The following is a 16,748-nucleotide window of genomic DNA, read 5'->3' on the forward strand; positions in this document are numbered from 1 at the left end:
TGATTTAGAAATATATGGTCCAGCTAATATAATGGGAACACATCAATACGAACGAAGGAACCGGTAAAAGGTGGAACATAGGCCGGTGGCGAAGTGTGTCACGAGCGTGTTCGAGAACGGGCGTTCTGCAAAGCCGATGTGCCTTGCATTGGGTCAATATGTCTGGCTCCGCTGACATCTCCGCACAGCAGGTCAACTCGGCACGTTACATTGCGCGTTGATCTCCCGGGCTCCATGCCCCGACGAACCGGTCGCCATCAGCGCTGCAGCTATCACGGGGCTCGTCGCAATCTGATCGACGATCCTGCTATTAATAGCGGCCGTCCCGAAAAAGCAGATATCGATTGCGTCCGGCCGCGAGATTCATGCCCTCTTGTTACGACTTTTGTAACGGAATAATGGGCGCAACGCCTTGCGTGTCAAATGGTTGAGGGATTTCAACAAGATAGACTGGTGCTGCGAGAGAGGATTGAACTCTCGACCTCTCCCTTACCAAGGGAGTGCTCTACCACTGAGCTACCGCAGCCGCCGATGGCGGGGCTTCTGCCATATCGAACCGGTAAGCGCAAGGCCAAGAACAACGCTTCTGTGAAAGCCTTTGCCGGATAGCTTTCCATGACATGGCGGCGCCACAATGTTGGCTATCCCTGAATGGCGGGTTGGCTGGTCGCCAGCCGGGGCGGGACGATGAGCGACAAGACAAATCCACCGAAGAGCAGCGAAATAATCCGCAAGAACCGGCTCGCCGAGCAATTGCGCGCCAATCTGCAGAAGCGCAAGGCGCAGTCGCGCTCGCGCCGCACAGGTGAGGCCGACCAGCGACCCGACGGGCTCACTGCTTCAAAGGAAATGCAGAAAGATTAACTCAAATCGGTCACTCTTGGACCGGGGTGGGCGAAATCCTATTTCTTGAACCAGATTGGCCAATGGTCTAGACGGGCCGATACTTAAACGATTGAACCGGCCTTTTCTGGCCGAGAGGGACGTTCTCCAATGGATCGCATCAGAATTGTCGGCGGCAACAAGCTTGCCGGAAGCATTCCGATCTCGGGTGCGAAAAATGCCGCCCTGCCGCTGATGATCGCCTCGCTTCTGACCGACGACACGCTGACGCTCGAAAACGTGCCGCATCTGGCCGATGTCGAGCAGTTGATCCGCATCCTCGGCAATCACGGCGTCGACTATTCGGTCAACGGCCGCCGCGAGAAGCAGAACGAGGGCTATTCGCGCACCATCAACTTTTCCGCCCGCAACATCGTCGACACCACCGCTCCTTACGAGCTGGTGTCCAAGATGCGCGCCTCGTTCTGGGTGATCGGGCCGCTGCTGGCCCGGATGGGCGAGGCCAAGGTCTCGCTGCCCGGCGGCTGCGCCATCGGCACGCGCCCGGTCGACCTGTTCCTCGAAGGCCTGCAGGCGCTGGGTGCCGATATCGATGTCGACACCGGCTATGTCATCGCCAAGACGCGGAATGGCCGCCTTGTCGGCAACCGTTACGTCTTCCCCAAGGTCTCGGTCGGCGCCACCCATGTGCTGATGATGGCGGCATCGCTCGCCAAGGGCGAGACGGTGCTCGAAAACGCCGCCTGCGAGCCCGAGATCGTCAATCTCGCCGAATGCCTCAACGCGATGGGCGCCAGGATTTCCGGCGCCGGCACGCCGACCATCACCATCGACGGCGTCGAAGCGCTGTCGGGGGCGCGCGTGCGCGTCATCCCCGATCGCATCGAGACCGGCACCTATGCCATGGCTGTGGCGATGACCGGCGGTGACGTCGTGCTCGAAGGCGCGAGGCCGGAGTTGCTGCAGACGGCGCTCGACGTGATTTCGCAGACCGGCGCGGAGATCACGCAGACCAATTCCGGCATTCGCGTGAAGCGCAATGGCGCCGGCATTTCGCCGGTCGACGTGACGACCGCGCCCTTCCCGGCCTTCCCGACCGACCTGCAGGCGCAGTTCATGGGCTTGATGACCATGGCCAAGGGCAAGTCGCGCATCACCGAGACGATCTTCGAAAACCGCTTCATGCACGTCCAGGAACTGGCCCGGCTCGGCGCCCACATCACGCTTTCGGGCCAGACGGCGATCGTCGACGGCGTGGCGAAACTGAAGGGCGCGCCAGTCATGGCGACCGATCTTCGCGCTTCCGTCTCGCTGGTCATCGCTGGCCTGGCGGCCGAGGGCGAGACCACGGTCAACCGCGTCTACCATCTCGACCGCGGCTTCGAGCGGCTGGAGGAAAAGCTTTCCAATTGCGGCGCGGTGATCGAGCGTATTTCGGATTAGCGATCCGCGGTCGCTTGGCGAAATCATCTGCGAAGCGCCCTTCTCCCCTCGCTATACGGGTAGAAGTGCTTGGCAGCGGCCGATGAGGGGTGCGCAAAACCTGAGGCAAATGCCCCCACAGCATGTCGCGGCGAATAGGATTCGCCCGACCTGCCGTAAGCTTCTGATTTTATGCATGTCGTTATCCCGGAACCGAGGACACTTCCAGGCGACATGCATTAGCAGGACCCCTGTCGCGGTTGCACCGATCCGAAAGACCGCCTAACAGAAAGGCTGATTGCCAACCTTCAGGTGTGAAATCCGCATGGCCTTGAAACTCATTGCGCTCGACGACCAGGATCTGAGCATCGTCTCGGCTCATCTCCAGGACGCCGTGATGAAGGTCTCGGACCTCGAATTCCTGCCCAAGGCCAAACGGTTCGTGCTGACCACGAACCGTTTCGTGTGGGAGGCCAAATCCGGCCTGTTTCGCCAGCACAATGAACGACGGCAGGCCGTGCTGCATTTCGACCGGGTGCTGGGCGCCAAGACCAACGGCATCGCCCGCGACAAGCCGGCCGAAATCCTCTCCCTGCTGGCGATCAGCTTCATCGAGATCAGCAAGCCCGCCGGCATCGTCGAACTGATCTTTTCGGGCGGCGGCACGATCATGCTCGATGTCGAATGCATCGAGGCCCGCCTTGCCGATATCGGCGGCGCGTGGGAAGCCACGTCGCGTCCCATACACAGGGCTTGAACATACGATGGCCATCACGCTCCGCCAGTCCGACGCCGATTTCGAGCAGCGTTTCGCCGCGTTCCTCCTGACCAAGCGCGAGGTATCGGCCGATGTCGACGCCGTGGTGCGCGACATCATCGCGCGCGTGCGTGCCGAGGGCGACGCGGCACTGATCGACTACACGCAGAAATTCGGCGGAGGCGACCTCGCCGAGCTCGGCATTGCCGTCTCCGCGAAAGACATCGCCGGCGCCTATGCCGAGGCCGATCCGGCCACGGTCGAGGCGCTGAAATTCGCACGTGACCGCATCCGGTCCCATCACCAGCGGCAAAAGCCGCAGGACGAACGCTACACCGATGCCGCCGGCGTCGAGCTCGGCTCGCGCTGGACCGCTATCGAGGCGGTCGGGCTCTATGTGCCGGGCGGCACGGCAAGCTATCCAAGTTCGGTGCTGATGAACGCCGTGCCAGCCAAGGTAGCCGGCGTCGAGCGCATCGTCATGGTCGTGCCGGCACCGCACGGCGTCGTCAACCCGCTGGTGCTGGTGGCGGCGGATATATCAGGCGTTTCCGAAATCTACCGCGTCGGCGGCGCGCAGGCGATCGCGGCACTTGCCTATGGTACGCAGACGATCAAGCCGGTGGCCAAGATCGTCGGCCCCGGCAATGCCTATGTCGCCGCGGCCAAGCGGCGGGTATTCGGCACTGTCGGCATCGACATGATCGCCGGGCCGTCGGAAGTGCTTGTGGTGGCCGACGGCGGCAATGATCCGGAGTGGATCGCGGCGGACCTGCTTGCCCAGGCCGAGCATGACGTGTCGTCGCAGTCGATCCTGATCACCGACGACCCGGCTTTCGGCAAAGCGGTCGAACAGGCGGTCGAACGCCAGTTGCAAAGCCTGTCGCGGGGCGAGACGGCGGCGGCGAGCTGGCGCGATTTCGGCGCGGTAATCGAGGTCGATACGATCGAGGCGTCGCTGCCGCTGGTCGACCGTATCGCAGCCGAACATGTCGAGTTGGCCATCGACGATGCCGAGGGCTTCCTCGCAAAGATGCGCAACGCGGGCGCGGTTTTTCTCGGCCGCCACACGCCCGAGGTCATCGGCGACTATGTCGGCGGCTCCAACCACGTGCTCCCGACCGCGCGCTCGGCGCGCTTCTCGTCGGGCCTGTCAGTGCTCGACTTCGTCAAGCGCACCTCGGTCCTGAAGCTCGGGCCGGAGCAGTTGCGCATGCTGGCACCGGCGGCGATCGCACTCGCGCAGGCGGAAGGGCTCGACGCGCATGGTCGCTCCGTCGCCATACGGCTGAACATGTAGGCCGGCATGACGGGCCACCATCAAACCCGCGCAAAACTGATCGATGTCGAACTCGATGAATCGATCGGCCGTTCGACGCCCGATGTCGAGCATGAGCGGGCGGTGGCGATCTTCGACCTGATCGAGGAGAACAGTTTTAAGCCTGTCAATGACAGCGGCACAGGTCCTTACCGGCTGAAGCTGTCGCTGGCCGAGTCCCGCCTGGTCTTTGCCGTGGCGCGCGAGGACGGCGCCGCCGTCGTCACCCACATCCTGTCGCTGACGCCGCTCAGGCGCATCGTCAAGGATTACTACATGATCTGCGAGAGCTATTACGACGCCATCCGCTCCTCGACGCCGAGCCACATCGAGGCGATCGACATGGGCCGCCGTGGCCTGCACAATGAGGGCTCGCAGACACTGATGGATCGGCTCTCCGGCAAGATCGACATCGACTTCGACACGGCGCGACGCCTGTTCACGCTGGTCTGCGTGCTGCACTGGCGGGGCTGATCCTGGTCCCCGGCGCCCTGCCCCACTCGGTCCTGTTCCTGTGCGGCATGAATGCCGTGCGCTCGCCGATGGCCGAGCAGCTGGCGCGCCGGGTGCTGCCCGCCACAATTTTCGTCGCCTCGGCCGGCGTGCGCGCCGGCGAGCGCGACCCGTTCGTCGACGCCGTGCTTGCCGAGGACGGCCTGACGCTGGGCGAACGCCATCCAGGGAAGCTGGACGATCTCGAGGACGACTATTTCGACCTGATCGTGACACTGGCGCCGGAGGCGCACCATGCCGCGCTCGAACTCACCCGCTCGCTTGCCGTCGAGGTGGAATACTGGCCGACGCCGGACCCGACCGGTGCCGGCGGCACGCGCGAACAGATCATGGCCAGCTATCGCGACGTGCGCGAGCGGCTGAAGTTGCGCATAAGCCGACGTTTTTTGCTTCCCGAAGCAAAAAACGCGACGGATTAAGCGTGTTCACAAGCGCACGATTATCATATAGGTTCCGCCGAAATTCCGGCTAGAGTCGGATGATTTCAGGTCTGTCCGACCTGAAATCATCCGACTCTAGGTCAAAGAAGTAGAGCATGATGTCGTCGGAAATCCGCTTCACACTTTTCGGCATCATGCTCTAGGCGCCGGAACTGTCATCCAAGCAAAGGTATCGAATGCCGAAGGAAGAAGTCCTCGAGTTTCCGGGTATCGTCACGGAATTGTTGCCCAACGCGATGTTCAGGGTGAAGCTCGAAAACGAACACGAGATCATCGCCCATACGGCCGGCCGCATGCGCAAGAACCGCATCCGCGTGCTGACCGGCGACAAGGTTCTGGTCGAGATGACGCCATACGACCTGACCAAGGGCCGCATCACCTACCGTTTCAAGTAAGATCAAGACCCGAGCGCGATGAGCATTTCGCAAAAGCTGGTGCTTGCCTCGGGTTCGCCGCGCCGCATCGAACTCTTGCAGCAGGCCGGCATCGAGCCGGACCGCATCCTGCCAGCCGATATCGACGAAACGCCGCTGCGTGCCGAGCATCCGCGTTCGCTGGCCAAACGCCTGTCGAAGGAAAAGGCCGAGAAGGCGTTCGCGTCGCTGAAGACCGAGACGGACTATGCGCCGAGCTTCGTGCTGGCCGCCGATACGGTGGTCGCCGTCGGGCGGCGCATCCTGCCCAAGGCCGAAACGCTGGATGACGCCGCCAACTGCCTCGGGCTGCTGTCCGGCCGTTCGCACCGGGTCTATTCCGGCATCTGCCTGATCACGCCAGGGGGCAAAATGCGCCAGCGGCTGGTCGAGACGCGGGTGCGTTTCAAGCGGCTGCCGCGCGAGGAGATCGACGCCTATGTCGCCTCGGGCGAATGGCGCGGCAAGGCCGGCGGCTATGCCGTCCAGGGTCTCGCCGGCTCCTTCGTCGTCAAGCTCGTCGGCTCCTACACCAACATCGTCGGCCTGCCGCTCTATGAGACGGCGGCGCTGCTCTCGGGCGAAGGTTTCAAGGCCCATCAAAACTGGCTGTCCGCGCGGCCATGAGCCTCGACGACAAAGTGACGCCGTTGCGGCCCAAGCGCCCTTGCCCCGAATGCGGCAAGCCGTCAGCGCGCGAGACCTATCCGTTCTGCTCGACGCGCTGCAAGGACATCGACCTCAACCGCTGGCTAAAGGGCGCCTATGTCATCTCGGCGCGCGACGACGAGGAAGAACCGGACTCTGACGAGCCGAAATGAAGCCAGGGCCGCCGGTCAGGCGGCCTGGTTCTTGCGATTTCCACGCGTCCAGGCTGGCAGCCAGTCGCCGTGAGCGGCCAGGAGATCATCGACCAGTGACCAGATCTGGTCGAGGTCGAGTTCGGCCGCAGTGTGCGGGTCCATCATCGCCGCGTGGTAGATGTGTTCGCGGTTTTCGCTCATCAGCGCCCGCACCGTCAGTTCCTGCACATTGATGTTGGTGCGGATCAGCGCCGTAAGCTGCGGCGGCAGGTCGCCGATATAGGTCGGCTGGATGCCGGAAGCATCGACGAGGCACGGCACTTCGGCGGCACAATCGCGGGGCAGCGAGGTGATGCATCCATTGTTGCGGACATTGCCGTAGATCACCGACGGCTCGCCGGTCCAGACCGAATTCATGATCGATGAGGCATATTCCTTGGACTCCTCGACCTCGATGCGCTGGGCCGAGTTATAGGCCTGCGCCTGGTCTTTCCAGCGCTCGATCTGCTCGATGCAGCGCTTGGGGTACTCATCGAGCGGAATGCCGTATTTCTCGATCAGATCGGGGCGGCCGTCCTTGATGAAATAGGGCGTGTATTCGGCAAAATGTTCCGAGCTTTCGGTGACGAAATAACCCAGCCGGGTCAGCATCTCGTAGCGCACCTTGTTGGGGCAGCGGGGGTTCCAGCCGGGCTTCGGCGCGCGGCCTTCGCGATAGGCGCGCACAAGATCGGGATAGAGGTCGCGGTAGGATCCGTCCGGCTGGCGATGTTCGAACTTCAGGTAGAAGGCCATGTGATTGATGCCGGCCGAGCGGTAACGAATCTCGTCGTAGGGAAGGTCGAGATCGTGCGCCAGTTCCATCGCCGTGCCTTGCACCGAGTGGCACAGCCCGACCTGCCTGATCTCGGGGTATTTCTCCGATATCGCCCAGGTGTTGATCGCCATCGGGTTGACGTATTGCAGCATGATCGCCTGCGGACACACGGCAAGCATGTCCTCGCAGATCTTCCAAAGATGCGGCACGGTCCTCAGGCCGCGCATGATGCCGCCGACGCCGAGCGTATCGGCGATCGTCTGGCGCAGGCCGTATCTCTTCGGCACCTCGAAATCCGTAACGGTACAGGGCTCATAGCCGCCGATCTGGAAGGCGACGACGACGAAATCGGCGCCCGCCAGCGCCTTGCGCTGGTCCGTGTAGGTTTCGGCCTTCGCCTTGACGCCGAGTGTGGCGATCAGCTTGTTGACGACGACGGCGCTTTCTTCCAGCCGCTGCGGATTGATGTCCATCAGCGCGATCGTGGCGCCCGAAAGCGCCGGGCGCTGCAGCACGTCGCCGACGATGTTCTTCATGAACACCGTCGAACCGGCACCGATGAAAGTGATCCTGGGATGTCTTGCCAATGTAACCTCCGGCATGTGTTCAGGCCACGTCGAAAGCGGCCCTGACGAGCCGTTCGGTGTAGGCAGTCTTGGGATTGGTGAGGACCTCGTCGACGGGTCCCTGCTCAACGATCTTGCCGTGCTGCATGACGATGACGCGGTGGCACAGCGCGCGCACCACCTTGAGGTCGTGCGAAATGAAGAGGTAGCTCAGGCCGCGCTCATCCTGCAGCTTGCGCAGCAGATCGATGATCTGCGCCTGGACGGAGAGGTCCAGCGCCGATGTCGGCTCGTCGAGCAGGATGAATTCGGGTTCGAGCGCGATGGCCCGCGCAATCGCGATGCGCTGGCGCTGACCACCGGAGAATTCATGCGGAAACCGCGACAGGATATCGCCCGGCATGCCGGCGCTGACCAGCGCCTCGCGCACCCGCTCGACCCGTTCGCGCCGTGTCGCGCCGATGCTGTTGACGATCAGCCCTTCCTCGATGATCTGGCCGATCGTCATGCGCGGGTTGAGCGAGGAGAACGGATCCTGGAAAACGATCTGCATGCGCGAACGCAGCGGCCGCATCTGCGCTCGCGACAAGCCATGGATAGGCTGGCCATCGAAGCGGATCTCGCCGCGTTTGGCGTCGGTCAACCTCAGCAGCGCCTGGCCGAAGGTGGTCTTGCCGGAACCGGATTCGCCGACCAGGCCCAGCGTCTCGTGGCGGCAAAGCTTGAGGTCGAGATCGTTGACGGCGACCAGTTCACGCCAGTCGGGCTTCAGGAACGTGCCGTGGCGCAGCATGAAGCAGACGCGCACGCCATTCGCCTCGAGGATGGTGCCTGAGCCCTCCGGCAGCGGTTGCGGTCGGCCGCGTGGCTCGGACGCAAGCAGCCGCTGCGTGTAGGGATGACGCGGAGCGGCGAAGAGCCGTTCGGTGACGTTGTGCTCGCACATTTCGCCATGCTGCATCACATAGACATAGTCGGAAAACTTGCGCACCACGGTGAGATCGTGGGTGATCAGGATCACCGCCATCCGCAGCTCTTTCTGCAGATTGCGGATCAGGTTGAGGATCTGTGCCTGGACAGTGACATCAAGCGCGGTCGTCGGCTCATCGGCGATCAGCACGTCGGGATCGTTGGCGAGCGCCATGGCGATCATCACGCGCTGCCGCTGCCCGCCCGAGAGCTGGTGCGGATATTGTTTGAGCCGCGCCTCGGGTTCGGGAATCTGCACATGCCGCAGCAGTTCGAGCGCCCGTGCCCAGGCTTGCTTGCGGCTCACCTTGCGATGCACCCGGATCGCCTCGACGATCTGGCTGCCGACGGTGTAGATAGGATTGAGCGAGCTCATCGGCTCCTGGAAAATCATCGAGATGCGGTTGCCGCGCAGCTTGCGCCGGGCGCTTTCGGGGAATTTCAGGATGTCCTGACCGTCGTAACAGATGCTCGATTTCGGCGACACGGTGGCGCGGCGCGACAGCAACCCCATGACGGTGCGCGCCGTCACCGACTTGCCGGAACCGGATTCGCCGACGATCGCGATCGTCTCGCCGCGATAGAGCTGGAACGAGATGTCCTTGACCGCCTCGACGACGCCGTGCTCGACCTTGAAGGCGACCTCGATGTTGCGGGCATCGATGACGGGCTCTCCCTGGCGCCCATCATGGTCAAGGCGGAAGGCTGGTGCGAAGGGCTCGGCGAGTACGACGGTCATCCCGGTCCCCTCAATACGGATCGACGGCATCGCGCAGGCCGTCGCCCAGCGCGTTGAAGGCAAAGACGGTGACGAGCACGAAACCGACCGGCGACAGGATCCAGGGATAGGTGCCGATGACCGAATAGGTCGCGGTGTCCTGCAGCATCAGGCCCCAGGAGATCAGCGGCGGCTTGACGGCAAAACCGAGGAACCCGAGGAAGGATTCGAGCAGCACCACCGTCGGGATCGCAAGCGTCACGGCGACGATCACGTGGCTCATCACATTGGGGAAGATGTGCTGCAGAATGATGCGTCGGTCAGTGGCCCCGACAGCCATGGCGGCGCGCACATACTCGATGCGCGCCAGCGCCAGCGTCTTGCCGCGCACCTCGCGCGACATCTGCGCCCAGCCGAGCGCCGACATGACGATGATGACGAAGGCGAGGAACACATCGGTCGGCGCGGTGACCGGGATCAGCGTCGTCAGCGCCAGATAGAGCGGCAGTTGCGGGAAGGCGAGCACCAGTTCGACGAAGCGCTGCATCCAGACATCGAACCGGCCGCCGAAATAGCCGGAGACCATGCCGACGGTGGTGCCGATGACGGTGACGATGAAGACGACCGTCAGCGCGATCATCAGCGAGACGCGCGAGCCGTGGATGGCGCGCGACAGCACGTCGCGGCCGAACTTGTCGGTGCCGAGGAAATGCACCGGCTGGCCGTCCGTCGAGGCGAAGAAATGCCGGTTCGCCGGTATCAGCCCGAAGAGCTTGTAGGGTGCGCCCTCGACGAAGAAGCCGAGCAGCCTCGGATGGTCGTAGTCGGGGCCGACGATGGGCTGGAAGGTGACCGGATCGAGGTCGGCCGAATCGGCCAGCGCGTAGACCCTCGGCCGCGCGACGAAATTGCCGTCCTTGTCATGGAAGGACGGCACTTGCGGCGGAGCGAAGCCGACATCGGTCGCCTTCGGGTCCATCGGCGCCAGGAATTCGGCGAACACGGCCATGACCAGGAGCAGCACCACCAGCCAAAGCCCGGCCATACCGGTCCAGGAGCGCTTCAGCCGGCGCCAGACCAGCGCCATGTAGCTCTCATTGCCGCGTGTGGGCGCCACCGTGGCTCGCTCGGCCGGCAGTGGCGGTGGTGAAGGGTCCCGTGCCAGCATCTAGCCCTCCCCGAACTGGCGCACGCGCGGATCGAGCAGGACGAGCAGCATGTCGGCGATGATGTTGCCGACGATCAGCGTCGCCGACAGCACCATCATGAAGGTGGCGGTGACATAGACGTCGCCGACCGCCATCGAGCCGACGATCGCCGGACCGACGGTCGGCAGCGCGAAGATGATGGCCGTCTCGATCTCGCCGGTCAGCATATAGGGCAGCACCACGCCCTGATACATGACCAGCGGATGCAGTGCGTTGGGCACCGCGTGGCGCATGACGACGGCTCCGCCGGTCAGTCCCTTGGCTCTCGCCGTCTCGACATATTGCGCGTTGAGCGTGTCGAGCAGATTGCCGCGCATGACGCGCATATTGTAGGCGAGGCCGCCGAAGGTGGCGATGGCCACCACCGGCCAGACATGCTTGACCAGGTCGACGAATTTGGCCCACGACCATGGCGCACCGCCATACTGCGGCGAGAAGAACGAGCCGATCTCCGACACGTTGAACTGGAAGACCAGGAGATAGACGATGATCAGCGCCATCAGGAAGCGCGGCACCGTCATGCCGAGGAACGAAATCGCCGACAGGGTCGAGTCGATCCAGGTGTATTGCCGGGTCGCCGCCCAGATGCCGAAAGTGATGCCCAGCACCGAGGCGAGCAGATGGCAGACCAAAGCCAGAAGCAGCGTGCGCGGCAGGCGCTCGCCGACGACGTCGGCCACCGGCTTGTTGTAATAGAGGCTGTAGCCGAAATCGCCGCGGGTGACGATGCCGCCGACCCAGTTGAGGTACTGGACGGGCAGCGGCTTATCGAGGCCGTGTTCGACGCGATAGGCCTGGGCTTGCGCGTCGGCCTCGGCGAAAGAGGCTCCGCCCTGGTTGATGAGCTGCGAGCGGATGTAATCGGCATAGTCGCCCGGCGGCGCCTGGATGATGGCAAAGGTGACCAGGCTCAGAATAGCGAGAACCGGTATTGCCGACGCTATGCGCGTGAGCAGGAATCGCAGCATGGACGGTCCGCTTCCTCATCTCGCCGGGTCGCTCCCTTGGAGGGGCGTTCGGAGGGTTGGTTTGTCCCGGCCGCGCCCGCGGCGCGGCCGGGTCTCTCTCAGTCAGGGGAGGTAAACTTACATCGGGGCCCTTAAACTTACATCGGGGCCCTTAAACTTACATCGGCCCCTTGTCTCCGGGCTTGCCGGGAAGCTCTTCGGGGAACAGTTCGTATTTGGCCTGCTTGTCGGCCGCGACGAAGACCCGTTCGCGGATGATCGAATCCTCGGCCCAGTTGAACATGAAGATCGGCGTGCCCTGCGGAATGTTCGAGAAGCGCTTGTTGATGATCAGCGCGCCGGGATATTCCGTCAGGCCGATATTGTACACGTGTTCGGTCGAGATCTTCTGGAAGTCCCGCATCAGACTGGCGCGCTGGTCGTTATCCGCCGACGAGACGAACTTGTTGACGATGTCGACGAGATCCTTCTCGAAAGGCATCAGATCGACCTCGCCACTTTCCGGCGCGCGGTGATCCCAGCTGGTCTTGGGGCCGACTGGAGCGAGCTGCACGGTGTTCTGCACCACGGAGGTCAGCTCCTGCTCATTGCGCCGGATCAGCCAGTCGAAGCGGCCTGAGTATTGCGTTGCATCGCGCTGGGTGCCGTTAAGCCCGTTGAGCACGATCCGGAGGCCAAGCTTCTCCATCTGCGCGACCACGCCTTCGGCGAGGCTCTTGTCGGTCGTGTAGTCGTTGTTGACCAGCATCACGATCTCGACATTCTTGCCGCCGGCGGTACCGGCCGGGAAGTTGACGAAACCATCGCCGTCGGTGTCCTTCAGGCCGGCCTTGGCGAGTTCGGCCTTGGCGCCCTTGAGGTCGAAAGGATAGTAGACGGTGGATTTGCGGTCATAGAAGCTGGTGCCCGAGGAGAGGCCGCCCGGATAGATCGCGGTGAACGGCCCCTTGACGAGGGAATCGCCCAGCGCCTTGCGGTCAAGCGCCATGGTGACGGCCTTGCGGAAATCCTCGTTGCGGTTCAGTTCGCGGATCGCCTGGCCGCGCTCGTCCGGGTTGCCCCAGCCATTGGCGGAAAAGTTCAGGCGCAGATTGTAGCCGATCAGCCGCGGGCCGAAGGCCAGACGTGCCGGCGCATTCGGCTCCGCCGCGCGCTTCAGAGAGGCAACGAAATTTTCCGGCTGCTCAAGATTGGAGAAGTCGCCTGCACCGGCGACAGCCTGAACGTCGCGGTCGGCCCAGGTCGACAGCTTGTAATGCAGCTCGTTGAGATAGGGCAGTTGGTTGCCCTTCTCGTCCACCTTCCAATAGTACGGATTGCGGCGCATGACGATGATGTCGTCGGCCCGATATTCGACCGGCACCCAGGCGCCCATGACCGGCATGTTCATATATTCCGGCGGGAAGGCGTTCTTGAACTGGTCGTAGGTGTTCTTCGAATATTTCGGGTGCTGCGGCTTCAAGATGTGCGAGGGACCGGGGCAGAAGGTGCCATAGGCCATTGCGTAGAGGTGCTGTTTCGGGAAGGCATCCTTGAAGGTCCACTCGACGGTGTAGTCGTCGATCTTCTTGAGCGTCGTGCCGACGCCGAAGGTTTCCTGGGTGGCGCCATTGAGCGGCGAGACGTTGGGATCCATGACCTCGTCGTCCCAGTAGAACATGACATCGTCGGCGTTGAATGGCACGCCGTCGGACCATTTGGCACCTTCGACGAGATGCATGGTCAGCTTGTGGCCATCGGTTGACCAATCCCAGCTTTTGGCGAGGTTGGGCAGCGGCTCGGTGTCCTTCGCCTCGACCTGGAACAGCGGCGCGGTGCGCGTCAGGCATTCGGAAAGGCCGATGTCGATGCCGCCCCAGCCTTGGGTCTGGCCGGCGCCGTAGTTCCAGCCTTCCGGCCGGCCCCCGATGACATGGCGCATCGTATCGCCGTACACGCCGATGCCGTCCGGCATGTTGCCGGTCTTGAAGACCAGCGGCTCCTTCGGCAGCCGATCTTTCACCGGCGGCAGCTTGCCTGCCTTGACGTATTTTTCCGTGACCCAGTCGGGCTCGTGATACTCGGGCAGCGCCTTGAACTCCAGGATGGAGTCGCGCGCCACGTACTTGATCTTGCCCTCGGCCGGAAACGTCGCCGGCACCGGCGGGACGGTCGGTTCGGAAGCGAAAGCGTTGAGCGCCGGAACGGAGACGCTCAGCGCCAGTCCTGCGGCAATGCCAATGCTGCGTAGGTTCCTCATTGTCTCCTCCCTCGTGTTCAGACGTCTGCTGCTGCTCGTCTTGTCTTGTTTATGCCTCGACGCAATTGCGGATGGAAAACCGCTTCACACTTTTCCTGGAACTGCTCCCGGACGACTGACTGCGATGGACCTGCCTCCCGTGGGTCCGCCGCCGCGCCCGGTTTTTCAGCCAGCCTGTTTCAGTGCGGCTTTTTCGGCGCGCAATTCCTCGATCGAGCGCACGTTCCGCCGCGCGGCACCCGCCCATTCGCGGGTCTTGACCGCTGATTTCGACAACCGCTCCTTGGCCGGCGGAACCGCATGGGCATATTGCGGCAACCACTGTGCCTGGGCGACGACCATTTCGTCGACCATCTGCCAAACCTCCTCCGGCGTCGAGACGGCGCCGACCAGCGGGTCGTGCAGCACGGCGAGCTTCAGAAGATCGATGTCGCCTGAGATCGCGGCATGGACCGACATGCGCTGGACGTTGATCGAGGCCATGCAGGTGGCGGCACAGGCTTCCGGCAGCGTGATGCCGGCGGCCATGTTGATGCCGAAGCGGTCGACGAAACCGGGTGACTCGATAATGGCGTCGCGTGGCAGATTGGTGATCACGCCGTCGTTCTTGACGTTGAAGTGGCCACGATAGACGCGGTTGGTTTCCAGCGCCTCCAATATGTGGCTGGCATGCTCGTTGGAGCGCTTTGACGCATCGATCGGCTTCGACGCCGCTTCGAGGAATTGCGGGTATTCGGTCTCGAACCAGTTGCGGGTCTCAGTGGAATAACGGAGGTAACCGCCCGTCTCGCCATGGATCCAGTCCGACATGTCGATCCAGCGCGTGATCTCGTCGGGACGCTTGCGGTACCAGGGCAGATATTCGGAGAGATGCCCGTTGCTTTCGGTCGAATAGACGCCGAAACGCTTGAGCACGTCGATGCGAAGCTTTTCCTGCCGGGAATAGACCGGGTGCGCCTCGAAGGCGGCGACCAGTTCGTCCTTGCCGATTTCACGGCCGTTCAGCCGCAGCTCGATGAACCAGGTCTGGTGGTTGATCCCGGAACAGACATAATCGAGTTCCCGCGGCGATTTCGCGCCCAGCACCTCGGCAATCTGTTCGGCGCCATGCTGGACTCCGTGGCAGAGACCGACCGTGTCGACCTTGCCGTATTCGATCGCCGCCCAGGTGTTCATCGCCATCGGGTTGGCGTAGTTGAGGAATTTCGCATTCGTCTCCGCTACCTCGCGAATGTCCCGGCAGAAATCGAGGATCACTGGAATGTTGCGCTGGCCGTAGAGGATGCCACCGGCGCAGATGGTGTCGCCGACGCACTGGTCGATGCCATATTTCAAGGGAATGCGGATATCGTCGGCATAGGCTTCGAGGCCGCCAACCCGCACGCAGCTGATGATATAGCGCGCGCCCTCGATCGCCTTGCGGCGGTCGGTCGTCGCGGTCACCCTGGTCGGCAATCCGTTCGCCTCGACGATCCTGTCGAGGATCGCCTTGATCATCCCAAGATTGTGCTCGCTGACGTCAGTCAGCGCGAATTCGATGTCCTTGAATTCCGGCACGCAGAGAATGTCGGTGAACAGCTTCTTGGTGAAACCAACGCTGCCTGCGCCGATAATAGCGATTTTGAAACTCATCACCTTCACCTCGATCCAATCGAATGCTAGGCAAGGAGCAGCAAGGGAGGAAAACGGCCACACGCCTTGGCGTGCAAGCCATTCAAGCCGGAATCCGGCTTTCTCTCCTCCCGCCCGCTCCTCGATCGCGGGTTATTCGCGTTCTTCGAGGCGGGATTATGCGCATATTCGCGGGCGCGGCCAGAGAAGGATTATGCTTTCAGGGGTAATTTTGTGCTGCGGGATTTGATCGCCAACGGACAGTCGATGCGCACGGTCTCGCTGCCGCGCGGCCGCCAGCGCCTGCATGCCATGCCGACGAGCACGGGCTATGAAGTGCGCGAGGACGTGACCTATGACTGGGACGGGCGAAAGCGCGGCCAGACACCGTTCACCGTGCTGCAGCATACGATCAGCGGTACCGGCCGGCTGCGCTACGAGAGCCGGGATTACCGCCTGCAGACGAACGACACGCTGCTGGTGCTGGTGCCGCACAACCACCGCTACTGGCTGGCGAAGGGCGACCGCTGGGAATATTTCTGGATCTCGATGAACGGCGAGGAGGCGTTGCGCATCCACAAATCGATCCTCGACGTGTCGGGACCGGTCTTTCGGCTGCAGCCGGCGACGATCGATCATCTCGCCGATTGCAGCCTTCGCCTCATCCAGGGGGCCGCTTCGCCAGGCGCTGCTTCGGCCATCGCCTACGAGGCGGCGATGGCGCTCTATGACGATGTGTTCGGCTCGCACGCCTTTGCCGAAAAACAGAGCGCCATGCAGCCGGTCATCGATCACATCAACGCCAATCTCGACAAAGCCCTGCCGGTGGCGGACCTCGTCCAGATCAGCGGGCTCAGCCGGGCCCATTTCTCGCGCTGCTTCGCCGAGAGCGAGGGCCTGCCGCCCGCCGAGTTCGTGCTGCAGCAGCGGCTGCAACGGGCGGCGAAACTGCTGACCAAGGCGGACTTCCTGCCGGTAAAGGAAGTGGCCATCCTGTGCGGTTTCGAGGACGCGAATTATTTTTCGAAGGTCTTCCGCCGGCTTTACGGCACGACGCCCAGCCAGTTCCGCACGACCGGCATGTATGCCAGCCTGCAAATGCCGGCCAGGCGCGGCGTCAGGCTGTCGGACGACGAAGCCTGA

General features: G+C 62.8%; 16 protein-coding genes and 1 tRNA gene. 10 read left to right on the forward strand and 7 right to left on the reverse strand.

What is annotated here, in order from left to right; translation table 11 throughout:
• Positions 1-451 precede the first annotated feature (451 nt).
• Positions 452-526, reverse strand: a tRNA-Thr gene (locus tag LB543_RS02920).
• A gap of 161 nt (positions 527-687) precedes the next feature.
• Between LB543_RS02920 and LB543_RS02925 the strand changes: the two genes are divergently transcribed.
• The 9 genes from LB543_RS02925 (at position 688) to yacG (ending at position 6,527) form a co-directional block, all read left to right on the forward strand.
• Positions 688-864 (forward strand): hypothetical protein, encoded by a 177-nt coding sequence (locus LB543_RS02925; protein WP_224612993.1) that lies wholly within the window; start codon positions 688-690, stop codon positions 862-864.
• Between the two features lie 129 nt (positions 865-993).
• Positions 994-2,286, forward strand: a complete 1,293-nt coding sequence (murA, locus tag LB543_RS02930; RefSeq protein ID WP_224612994.1) for a UDP-N-acetylglucosamine 1-carboxyvinyltransferase — start codon at positions 994-996, stop codon at positions 2,284-2,286.
• A gap of 304 nt (positions 2,287-2,590) precedes the next feature.
• Entirely contained in the window at positions 2,591-3,022 is a 432-nt protein-coding gene (locus LB543_RS02935; protein WP_224612995.1) for a DUF2948 family protein, read from the forward strand.
• A 7-nt stretch (positions 3,023-3,029) separates the two neighbouring features.
• Entirely contained in the window at positions 3,030-4,322 is a 1,293-nt protein-coding gene (gene hisD, locus LB543_RS02940; protein ID WP_224612996.1) for a histidinol dehydrogenase, read from the forward strand.
• A gap of 6 nt (positions 4,323-4,328) precedes the next feature.
• Entirely contained in the window at positions 4,329-4,814 is a 486-nt protein-coding gene (locus LB543_RS02945) for a UPF0262 family protein (RefSeq protein WP_140812926.1), read from the forward strand.
• Positions 4,802-5,272: a low molecular weight phosphatase family protein gene (locus tag LB543_RS02950; protein WP_224613130.1), complete on the forward strand. Its 471-nt coding sequence runs from the start codon at positions 4,802-4,804 to the stop codon at positions 5,270-5,272. The genes LB543_RS02945 and LB543_RS02950 overlap by 13 nt, the downstream gene beginning before the upstream one ends.
• A 197-nt stretch (positions 5,273-5,469) precedes the next feature.
• Positions 5,470-5,688, forward strand: a complete 219-nt coding sequence (infA, locus tag LB543_RS02955) for a translation initiation factor IF-1 (RefSeq protein WP_006329283.1) — start codon at positions 5,470-5,472, stop codon at positions 5,686-5,688.
• Between the two features lie 18 nt (positions 5,689-5,706).
• Positions 5,707-6,333, forward strand: coding sequence for a Maf-like protein (locus LB543_RS02960; protein WP_140758914.1), 627 nt, complete (start codon positions 5,707-5,709; stop codon positions 6,331-6,333).
• Positions 6,330-6,527, forward strand: a complete 198-nt coding sequence (gene yacG / locus LB543_RS02965; protein WP_140812927.1) for a DNA gyrase inhibitor YacG — start codon at positions 6,330-6,332, stop codon at positions 6,525-6,527. The genes LB543_RS02960 and yacG overlap by 4 nt, the downstream gene beginning before the upstream one ends.
• A 15-nt stretch (positions 6,528-6,542) precedes the next feature.
• On the opposite strand, the gene LB543_RS02970 is transcribed toward yacG, so the two are convergent.
• The 6 genes from LB543_RS02970 to LB543_RS02995 all read right to left on the reverse strand — a co-directional run bounded on the left by LB543_RS02970 (position 6,543) and on the right by LB543_RS02995 (position 15,626).
• Entirely contained in the window at positions 6,543-7,913 is a 1,371-nt protein-coding gene (locus tag LB543_RS02970; RefSeq protein ID WP_140812928.1) for an alpha-glucosidase/alpha-galactosidase, read from the reverse strand.
• Between the two features lie 19 nt (positions 7,914-7,932).
• Positions 7,933-9,600 carry an ABC transporter ATP-binding protein gene (locus tag LB543_RS02975; protein ID WP_224612997.1) on the reverse strand — a complete coding sequence of 556 codons (1,668 nt, stop codon included), beginning with the start codon at positions 9,598-9,600 and terminating at the stop codon, positions 7,933-7,935.
• Positions 9,601-9,610: 10 nt separating this feature from the next.
• The gene (locus LB543_RS02980; protein ID WP_224612998.1) at positions 9,611-10,747 is read right to left on the reverse strand and encodes an ABC transporter permease; all 1,137 of its coding nucleotides are present in this window, start codon (positions 10,745-10,747) and stop codon (positions 9,611-9,613) included.
• Entirely contained in the window at positions 10,748-11,755 is a 1,008-nt protein-coding gene (locus tag LB543_RS02985; protein WP_140812931.1) for an ABC transporter permease, read from the reverse strand.
• 157 nt (positions 11,756-11,912) lie between these two features.
• The gene (locus LB543_RS02990) at positions 11,913-13,994 is read right to left on the reverse strand and encodes an ABC transporter substrate-binding protein (RefSeq protein ID WP_224612999.1); all 2,082 of its coding nucleotides are present in this window, start codon (positions 13,992-13,994) and stop codon (positions 11,913-11,915) included.
• Between the two features lie 165 nt (positions 13,995-14,159).
• Entirely contained in the window at positions 14,160-15,626 is a 1,467-nt protein-coding gene (locus LB543_RS02995) for an alpha-glucosidase/alpha-galactosidase (RefSeq protein ID WP_224613000.1), read from the reverse strand.
• Positions 15,627-15,839: 213 nt separating this feature from the next.
• On the opposite strand from LB543_RS02995, the gene LB543_RS03000 reads away from it, so the two are divergent.
• Positions 15,840-16,748 carry an AraC family transcriptional regulator gene (locus LB543_RS03000; RefSeq protein ID WP_181178607.1) on the forward strand — a complete coding sequence of 303 codons (909 nt, stop codon included), beginning with the start codon at positions 15,840-15,842 and terminating at the stop codon, positions 16,746-16,748.

Origin of the sequence: Mesorhizobium sp. ESP7-2 (assembly GCF_020164715.1) — a bacterium.
Classification (GTDB): domain Bacteria; phylum Pseudomonadota; class Alphaproteobacteria; order Rhizobiales; family Rhizobiaceae; genus Mesorhizobium.